Raw genomic sequence first — 8,798 nt, 5'->3', positions numbered from 1 at the left:
GCACTGGGGTATCGTTCGCCACGGGAATATCTGCGGCGACGAACCAGTCATGGGTTAAGTGATAAAAAGTGTATGGAAATATAGGGGCCAATCCAGTCTGTTCTCCGGTAAACACAGCAACCGGAGGTCATAATGTTTCGTTTATCTGTTTTCGTGTTAGCGCTGATGAGCGCGGGCTGCGTCTCTTTAGATCCCACGTATCAGCGCCCGGCTGCGCCCGTCCCGGCGACGTTGCCGGGTGCGCACGGCGAAGCCACCGCCGTGGTGAGCCAGTGGCAACAGGTGATGAACGATGCGCGCCTGAAAGGCGTAGTGACGATGGCGCTCAACAGCAACCGCGACCTGCAAAAAGCGATTGCCGATATTGACGCCGCGCGCGCCCAGTACGGCGAAACGCGATCGTCCCTGTTCCCGACGGTGGACGCGGAGCTGAGCCACACCCGCAGCCGCACGCTGGCAAGCGGTGTCGCGACCAGCGATGAGGCCAACGGCACGGTCTCCAGCTTCGAGCTGGATCTGTTTGGCCGCAACCAGAGCCTGTCGCGTGCAGCACGTGAAACCTGGCTTGCCAGTGAATTTACCGCGCAGAACACGCGCCTGACGATGGTCAGCGAACTGACCACCGCCTGGGTGACCCTGGCGGCCGATAACAGCAACCTGGCGCTGGCAAAATCGACGATGGAGAGCGCCGCCAGCTCGCTCAGGATAGTGAAGCGTCAGCAGCAGGTCGGCGTGGCGGCGGCTACGGACGTCAGCGAGGCGATGGCGGTTTACCAGCAGGCGCGAGCCAGCGTGGCGAGCTATCAAACGCAGGTAATGCAGGACAAAAACGCCCTTAATCTGCTGGCGGGTGACACAGTGCCGGACACTCTGCTGCCGGGTACGCTGGAGAGCCTGAGCGATAACGCCATTACGCTGATCCCGGCGGGTGTCAGTTCCAGCGCGCTGCTGCGTCGCCCGGATATTAAGGAGGCGGAGCACAACCTGCTGAGCGCCAACGCCAATATCGGTGCCGCGCGCGCCAACTTCTTCCCGACCATTTCACTGACCGCCAGTGCGGGCGTCGGCAGCGATTCGCTTTCGTCCCTGTTCAGCCACGGGATGAAGGTGTGGTCATTCGCACCGTCCATCACCCTGCCGCTGTTCAGCGGCGGCAACAATCTGGCCCAGCTGCGCTACGCGGAAGCGGAGAAGAAGGGATTGATCGCCACCTACGAGAAAACCATCCAGAGCGCGTTTAAAGACGTGGCCGATGCGCTGGCACGCCGTGAAACGCTCAGCGAGCAGCTTGATGCCCAGCGTGAATACGTTGCGGCCGAGCAAAAAACGCTGGATGTGGCGACCCGCAGCTATCAGGCAGGTGCCGGGGATTATCTGACGGTACTGACCGCGCAGCGGTCGCTGTGGTCGGCGCAGGAATCACTGATATCGCTGCAGCAAACCGACCTGGAAAACCGCATCACGCTGTGGCAGTCGCTGGGGGGTGGGATTGAATAAAGCAGATATGCGGCAAGTGGATTGTATGGAGGATTATTGAGGGCTGGAAACGTGCTTCTCGCCGGGTGGCGACTGCGCCTTACCCGGCCTGCACAACATTTTTAACGCTTACGCACATCCGGAATGATCAAATCCCCGCGCAGCACGTACGACCCGAGCATCTGTGTTTTTTCCGTCAACCAGCTCACGATGCGCGCCGCCATGGCATCCATGGAATACTCAATGGCCGGGATCACCGGAATGCCTGGCAGATGCAGCGCTCCGGCAAGGCTGAAGACCATGATGTCCTCCGGCACCGATTTATTAAACGCCTGCAACTGCGGGATCACCCGCTGCGCTTCCTGCTCGTCCGCAACCAGTAATGCGTTGAAATTCAGCGTGCTGGCGTTATTCAGCAGCTCCTGCAGCGCCACGGACGAGGAGGTCGCGTCCATAAACACGAGGTTGCGGTTGAAGGGCAGGAAATTTTTTTCCAGCGCATGTTTGTAGCCCAGCAGCACCTGATCGGCAAAGCCGCTACCGTGCGGATGGATCAGGGCAATCTGGCGGCGTCCCTGGCTGGTAAGGTAGTTACAGGCGGTTTCGGCGGCGAAGGCGTGATCGAACTGGATGCTGTTGGGATTTTCTGAGCCCATACAGTCAACCAGGATGACGTTATCCATGTCGATATCCAGTGGAAAACGCGCGCCAATCACCAGAATGTCATCGCAAAGCCCACAGGAGAGCTCTTCCAGGGCGTGCAGCACGTCCGCTTTGCTATGGGCGAAGCGCAGCAGCAGGTGTTTTTGATGCTGGCTGAGCTGTTTTTCCAGCGCGTACAGATAACCGGTCGTCTGGTTAATATTCTCCTGCGCGCAAATCACCCCGATACACCCCGTCGACTGGCTCAGCAGCGACTGCGCAATCACATTGGGCCGGTAGTTCAGTTCATCTACCGCTTTCAGAACGGCCTGACGGCTGGCTTCCTTTACGCCACGCGACCCACTCAACACTCGCGATACCGTGGCTTTCGACACCCCGGCAAGACGTGATACATCATTGATTGTCGACATCTTTTTCCCCTGACAGGCTTACCTCGCGCCTGCAAATTCCATTACCGCTACGGCTCACATTATAGCCAGTAAGGAGTATATCCGTTTCCGTTTTCCATGGAAACCGATTTTCCGTTTCCACTCAAAATGATGTCAAAACAGCCAAATTCTGTGACGCACATCGGGTTAATTAGCCTCATATATAAGGGATCTTGATGGTTGTCACACTTCTGTCTTTTATAAATGGAAACCGGTTTCCATCTGATATCCAATCATTACCGCAATATCTATTTACATTTTGAGGATGGTTGTCGATGTTCAAGATTATGCTCTGCTGCTCTGCCGGGATGTCCACCAGCCTGCTGGTCAGCAAAATGGTCGATGTGGCGAAAGAACGCGGTTTGGCGGTAAAAATTGATGCGTACGGCGTTTCCGAATTTGATACGCAGTTTCCGCAATATCAGGTGGTGCTTCTCGGACCGCAAGTGAAATACATGTTACAGACACTCTCAGACAAGGCGGCCACAAAAGGCATTCCGGTCCAGCCCATCGATATGATGGACTACGGCATGCAGCGTGGCGATAAAGTACTGGACTATGCTCTGTCGCTCATCGAAGCGGCACACTAAAAGGTGTTCACATGAGTTCGTTATATCAATCCATGGTCGCGGTGATTGAGCAGTCAATTACCCCGCTGGCCGCGAAGCTCGGCCAGCAAAAGTATGTGATTGCCATCCGCGACGGCTTTACTGCCGCGCTGCCGTTTATGATCATCGGCTCGTTTATGCTGGTGTTCATCTTCCCGCCGTTCTCGGCGGATACCACCAACAGCTTTGCCCGCGGCTGGCTGGACTTCTCCCAGACTTATCGCGAACAGCTGATGCTGCCGTTTAACCTCAGCATGGGCGTGATGACCTTCTTCATCTCGGTGGGGATCGGGGCGAGCCTGGGGCGTCAGTTTAATCTCGACCCGGTGATGTCCGGCCTGCTGGCCTTTATGGCCTTCCTGCTGGTCGCCGCGCCGTATGCGGACGGTAAGATCTCCACCCAGTATCTGTCTGGTCAGGGGATTTTCACTGCGCTGATCACCGCCATCTACGCCACCCGCGTCTATGCGTGGCTGAAGCAGAACAACGTGACCATTCGTCTGCCGAAGGAAGTCCCGACCGGCGTGGCGCGTTCGTTTGAGATCCTGATCCCGGTGATGGTGGTGATTGGCACCCTGCATCCGCTGAACCTGTTTATCGAGGCGCAGACCGGCATGATCATCCCGCAGGCGATTATGCACCTGCTGGAACCTCTGGTCTCTGCGTCTGACTCGCTGCCTGCCATTCTGCTCTCCGTGCTGCTGTGCCAGATCTTCTGGTTCGCCGGTATCCACGGCTCGCTGATTGTCACCGGCATCATGAACCCGTTCTGGATGGCGAACCTGTCGGCAAACCAGGCGGCTCTGGCGGCCGGTGCGGCGCTGCCGCACGTCTACCTGCAGGGCTTCTGGGATCACTACCTGCTGATTGGCGGCGTAGGCTCCACGCTGCCGCTGGCCTTCCTGCTGCTGCGTAGCCGGGTAACGCACTTACGCACCATCGGCAAAATGGGCGTTGTGCCAAGCTTCTTTAACATCAACGAACCGATCCTGTTCGGCGCCCCCATTATCATGAACCCGATGCTGTTTATCCCGTTCGTGTGTGTTCCGCTGGTGAATGCGTGCCTGGCGTACGCGGCAACCAAACTGGGCTGGCTGGCACAGGTGGTATCGTTAACGCCGTGGACCACGCCCGCACCAATTGGCGCCTCATGGGCCGCCAACTGGGCGCTGAGCCCGGTGGTGATGTGTCTCATCTGTATGGTGATGTCAGCGCTGATGTACCTGCCGTTCCTGCGTGCTTACGAGCGTACGTTGATGAAAAACGAAGAGCAGAAAGCTCAGGCAACCGTCGGTACCGCTGAGACCGCAAGCAATTAAGTCAAAGAGGAAGCGTCATGAAATATACATTTCCCGATAATTTCTGGTGGGGCAGCGCAAGCTCTGCTCTCCAGACCGAAGGGACACGAGAGGGTGAAACCACATGGGATTACTGGTTTGCCCGCGAGCCGAACCGTTTTCACAACGGCGTGGGGCCGCAGCATACCTCCACGTTTTATCAGCACTGGAAAACGGACATTCAGCTGTTAAAGCAGCTGAACCACAACAGCTTTCGCACTTCTATAAGCTGGGCGCGTCTGATCCCCGACGGTATCGGTGAAGTGAATCCAAAGGCGGTCGAATTTTATAACCAGGTCATTGATGAGCTGATCGAGCAGGGCATTACGCCGTTTATCACCCTGTTCCATTTCGACATGCCGATGGCGATGCAGGAGATTGGCGGCTGGGAAAACCGGGAGGTGGTGGACGCTTACGCCCGCTATGCGCAGATTTGCTTCGACCTGTTTGGCGACCGCGTGCTGCACTGGTTTACCTTCAACGAGCCGATTGTCCCGGTTGAAGGCGGTTATCTGTACGATTTCCACTACCCCAACGTGGTGGATTTCCGTCGGGCGGCCACCGTGGCGTATCACACCGTGCTGGCCCACGCGAAGGCTGTCCAGGCCTACCGCGCCGGACATTACGCAGGTGAGATCGGCATCGTGCTCAACCTGACGCCGTCCTACCCGCGCTCGCAAAACCCGGCGGACGTGAAGGCGGCGCACATTGCGGATCTGATGTTTAACCGCAGCTTCCTGGACCCGGTTCTGCGCGGCGAATACCCGGCCGATCTGGTGGCGCTGCTGAAATCTTACGACCAGCTGCCCGCCTGTAAACCGGAGGACAGTTTCCTGATCGCGGAAGGGAAAATCGACCTGCTCGGCATTAACTATTACCAGCCGCGTCGCGTGAAGTGTCGCGACAGCGCGGTGAACCCGCAGGCGCCGTTTATGCCGGAGTGGTTCTTTGATAACTACGAGATGCCGGGCCGCAAGATGAACCCGTACCGTGGCTGGGAAATTTACGAGCCGGGTATTTACGATATTCTGGTTAATCTGCGCGACAATTACGGCAACCCACGCTGTTTTATTTCTGAAAACGGAATGGGTGTCGAAAATGAGCAGCGTTTTATTGAAAATGGCCAAATCAACGATCAATACCGTATCGATTTTATTTCCGGACATTTAGCCTGGCTGCATAAAGGTATTAGCGAAGGGTGTCACTGTCTTGGTTACCATATGTGGACGTTTATTGATAACTGGTCGTGGTGTAATGCGTATAAAAACCGCTATGGCTTTATTCAGCTCGATTTAACTACGCAACAGCGCACCATTAAAAAGAGCGGAGAGTGGTTTGCTGCCACCTCTTTACACAATAGTTTCGAGAAATAGAGAGAAAGACGATGATTGCCTTAGAAGAAGCCGTGATGGAAATCATCGTCAATGCGGGTCAGTCGCGCAGCCTGTGCTTTGAAGCACTGCACGCTGCGCGGCAGGGCAACATTGACGAAGCCAAAAGCCTGCTGCGCGAAGCCGATGGCTACGCGCGCCAGGCGCACAAGATGCAGACCAAACTCATTGAGCAGGATGCGGGTGAAGCCCGTCAGCCGATGACGTTAATTATGGTGCACGCGCAGGATCATTTAATGAATTCATTACTGGCGCGTGAATTATCCGAAGAAATTATTCATTTATATCAGAGATAATCTATGGCGAAATAACGAGTAATACCTCTGTACCTTAAATAGAAATCCACTTGTTCTGATGATAGCGACATACTCTGTCAGATCGGAGCGGGATGGTTATTGTCTGAATAAAATTAAACTATATTGAGATAACCATGACTACCCTAAAAAAACTTCCATTAACCATGGCGGTTATCGCCGCGCTTTGCCCAATTTCTGTACTCGCACAGGAATTTACCCAGGAACAAATCGACGCCATTGTGGCAAAAGCGGTGGATAAAGCCCTCGCGGAGCGTCAGGCCAAAATGGATGCCGCGGTCGCGAAAAAAGCCGACGTGGTGACGGAGCCGCAAAGCGCGGCGCAATCCCCGGATATGGCTATTCCGTTCGGCATTAAATTTACCGGTTATGCCCGTTACGGCGCGCACTTCCAGGCCGCTGACCAGAAATACGTGGCGGTGGACGGTTCCTATAACGGGGCATCAGCCATCGGTCGTCTGGGTAACGAAGGCAACGGCGGTGAATTCCAGCTCTCCAAGGCCTTCAAGGGTGACAACGGCGCCATCTGGGACATCAACGTGATGATCGACCACTGGGGCGATGAAGTTAACCTGAAAAAAGCCTACGCGGGGGTGACCAACATTATGGCCTCCAACCCGAACGCCTACTTCTGGGCCGGTCGTGACTTCCACCAGCGTCCGCAGCAGGGCATCAACGATTACTTCTGGATGAACCACGACGGCCAGGGCGCCGGGGTGAAGAACTTCGACATCGGCGGCGTGCAGTTTGACGTGGCCGCCGTGGCGGCGGTGGAATCCTGTAGCCCGGAAGTCATGGAAGATGAAGCCAACCCGTCACGCATCACCTGTACCGGCGGGTCCGGCACGGGCGACAAAGGTAACTACGCGGCCACCTCTAAAATCCACGGCATGAAAGTCGGTCCGCTGGATCTGGAGCTTTACGCCAACTACGGCTTTGATTCAAAAGCGGTGGAGAGCGATGAGCGTCTGAATGCCTGGCAGGGCGGCGTGGTGCTGAGCCACACCAACGACAGCGGCGTGAACAAGGTGATTGCCCGTTACTCTGATAACGCGGACAACAGCGTGTTCAATAAAACCGAGGATCTGACCACGGTCTATGCCAGCTTCGAAGGGCTGTACAAATTCACCCAGGCCACGCAGGTGGAGTACATCCTCGCCTTCCACGACTACGACAACAGCCGTGATAAGACCGATAACCGTAAGAACTACAACGCCATTGTACGTCCGATGCACTGGTGGAACGACGTCCACTCCACCTGGCTGGAAGCAGGCTGGCAGCATGTGGATTACGACAACGGCGGCGACAACAAGGGCTGGAAGCTGACCCTGTCGCAGAACATGTCTATCGCCATGGGGCCGGAGTTCCGTCCGATGCTGCGCTTCTACGTCACCGGCGGCAAAGTGGATAACGAACGTACCGCCCGCGTGAACAATACCAAAGACGAAACGCTGGACGACTTCAACGTCGGCGCGATGTGGGAGGCGTGGTTCTAGTAGAGCATCGTTTGTTTCGCCCGGCGGCGCTGCGCTTGCACGGGCCTACAAGGTTTTGTAGGCCGGGTAAGCGTAGCGCCACCCGGCAAGATCCCATGTTATGCTACAAAAAAACCAACATCGCAGGGGAGAACATGGGTTCCACACGTAAAGGGATGCTGAACGTCCTGATTGCCGCCGTTTTATGGGGCAGCTCAGGGGTTTGCGCACAGTACATCATGGAGAAAAGCCAGATCTCGTCACCGTATCTGACCATGGTTCGCCTGCTGTTTACCGGCCTGATCCTGCTGACGCTTTCCTTCGTTCACGGCGACAAAATTTTCTCGGTCATCAAACATCGCAAAGACGCCCTCAGCCTGCTGTTTTTCTCCCTGGCTGGCGCGCTCACGGTGCAGCTCACCTTCCTGGTGACAATCGAGAAATCCAACGCAGCTACGGCCACCGTGCTGCAGTTTCTGTCACCGACGATTATCGTGGCGTGGTTTGCGCTGGCGCGGAAAAAGCGGCCGGGTCTGTTTGTGCTTTCCGCGATCCTGACCTCACTGGTGGGGACATTTTTGCTGGTCACCCACGGCGACCCCACTTCACTCTCCATCTCGCCTGCGGCTTTGTTCTTTGGTATTGCCTCGGCCTTTGCCGCGGCGTTTTACACGACGTATCCGTCAACCCTGATCGCCCGTTACGGCACCTTGCCGATTGTCGGCTGGAGTATGTTGATCGCCGGCTTAACGCTGACGCCGTTCTACGCCGGACGCGGCACCGCGTTTGTCATTGACGGCAGCCTGCTGCTGGCGTTTTTCTACCTGGTGGTGATCGGCACAGCGCTGACGTTCAGCCTGTACCTGAAAGGCGCGCAGATGATCGGCGGGCCGAAGGCGAGCATTCTGAGCTGCGCCGAGCCGCTGAGCAGCGCGTTACTGTCGGTGATTTTACTTGGCGTGGCGTTTACCCTGCCGGACTGGCTGGGCACGCTGCTGATCGTGTCGTCGGTGGTGTTGATTTCGATGGATTCGAGAAAACGGGTGAAAGCCCCGGCATAGCCTGTTGCCCTCACCCCAGCCCTCTCCCACGGGAGAGGGAGAAAA

At 56.4% G+C, this 8,798-nt stretch carries 8 protein-coding genes; 7 read left to right on the top strand and 1 reads right to left on the bottom strand.

The window, feature by feature from the left end; all coding sequences use genetic code 11:
• Nucleotides 1-132 precede the first annotated feature (132 nt).
• Complete coding sequence (locus ACMWKA_RS19520) at nt 133-1,497, top strand: efflux transporter outer membrane subunit (RefSeq protein WP_038418274.1); 1,365 nt, start codon at nt 133-135, stop codon at nt 1,495-1,497.
• A gap of 101 nt (nt 1,498-1,598) precedes the next feature.
• On the opposite strand, the gene ACMWKA_RS19515 is transcribed toward ACMWKA_RS19520, so the two are convergent.
• A complete protein-coding gene (locus ACMWKA_RS19515; protein WP_414760522.1) occupies nt 1,599-2,549 on the bottom strand; it encodes a LacI family DNA-binding transcriptional regulator in 951 nt (316 codons plus the stop codon).
• A 293-nt stretch (nt 2,550-2,842) separates the two neighbouring features.
• Here ACMWKA_RS19515 and ACMWKA_RS19510 point away from each other — a divergent pair, with 293 nt between their 5' ends.
• From ACMWKA_RS19510 to ACMWKA_RS19485, 6 genes are all read left to right on the top strand, one after another.
• The gene (locus tag ACMWKA_RS19510) at nt 2,843-3,157 is read left to right on the top strand and encodes a PTS sugar transporter subunit IIB (RefSeq protein WP_013094822.1); all 315 of its coding nucleotides are present in this window, start codon (nt 2,843-2,845) and stop codon (nt 3,155-3,157) included.
• A gap of 11 nt (nt 3,158-3,168) precedes the next feature.
• Nucleotides 3,169-4,494 carry a PTS cellobiose transporter subunit IIC gene (locus tag ACMWKA_RS19505; RefSeq protein WP_013094821.1) on the top strand — a complete coding sequence of 442 codons (1,326 nt, stop codon included), beginning with the start codon at nt 3,169-3,171 and terminating at the stop codon, nt 4,492-4,494.
• A 17-nt stretch (nt 4,495-4,511) separates the two neighbouring features.
• Entirely contained in the window at nt 4,512-5,885 is a 1,374-nt protein-coding gene (locus tag ACMWKA_RS19500) for a glycoside hydrolase family 1 protein (RefSeq protein WP_013094820.1), read from the top strand.
• Nucleotides 5,886-5,896: 11 nt separating this feature from the next.
• Entirely contained in the window at nt 5,897-6,199 is a 303-nt protein-coding gene (locus ACMWKA_RS19495; RefSeq protein ID WP_008500136.1) for a PTS lactose/cellobiose transporter subunit IIA, read from the top strand.
• 134 nt (nt 6,200-6,333) lie between these two features.
• A complete protein-coding gene (locus tag ACMWKA_RS19490; protein WP_013094819.1) occupies nt 6,334-7,713 on the top strand; it encodes a carbohydrate porin in 1,380 nt (459 codons plus the stop codon).
• Nucleotides 7,714-7,847: 134 nt separating this feature from the next.
• On the top strand, nt 7,848-8,753 hold the full coding sequence (locus tag ACMWKA_RS19485; RefSeq protein WP_023620617.1) for an EamA family transporter: 906 nt from the start codon (nt 7,848-7,850) through the stop codon (nt 8,751-8,753).
• The last annotated feature ends 45 nt before the right edge of the window (nt 8,754-8,798 follow it).

This window comes from Enterobacter sp. 03-F-07-AD-ECC (assembly GCF_047530935.1).
In the GTDB taxonomy this organism is placed as follows: domain Bacteria; phylum Pseudomonadota; class Gammaproteobacteria; order Enterobacterales; family Enterobacteriaceae; genus Enterobacter; species Enterobacter cloacae.
This window is presented reverse-complemented; position numbering and strand designations above follow the sequence as displayed.

Bases quoted from the DNA above. Each gene is read 5' to 3' on its own strand.
- ACMWKA_RS19520 (WP_038418274.1), top strand. From the start codon at position 133: ATGTTTCGTTTATCTGTTTTCGTGTTAGCGCTGATGAGCGCGGGCTGC.
- ACMWKA_RS19515 (WP_414760522.1), bottom strand. From the start codon at position 2,549: ATGTCGACAATCAATGATGTATCACGTCTTGCCGGGGTGTCGAAAGCC.
- ACMWKA_RS19510 (WP_013094822.1), top strand. From the start codon at position 2,843: ATGTTCAAGATTATGCTCTGCTGCTCTGCCGGGATGTCCACCAGCCTG.
- ACMWKA_RS19505 (WP_013094821.1), top strand. From the start codon at position 3,169: ATGAGTTCGTTATATCAATCCATGGTCGCGGTGATTGAGCAGTCAATT.
- ACMWKA_RS19500 (WP_013094820.1), top strand. From the start codon at position 4,512: ATGAAATATACATTTCCCGATAATTTCTGGTGGGGCAGCGCAAGCTCT.
- ACMWKA_RS19495 (WP_008500136.1), top strand. From the start codon at position 5,897: ATGATTGCCTTAGAAGAAGCCGTGATGGAAATCATCGTCAATGCGGGT.
- ACMWKA_RS19490 (WP_013094819.1), top strand. From the start codon at position 6,334: ATGACTACCCTAAAAAAACTTCCATTAACCATGGCGGTTATCGCCGCG.
- ACMWKA_RS19485 (WP_023620617.1), top strand. From the start codon at position 7,848: ATGGGTTCCACACGTAAAGGGATGCTGAACGTCCTGATTGCCGCCGTT.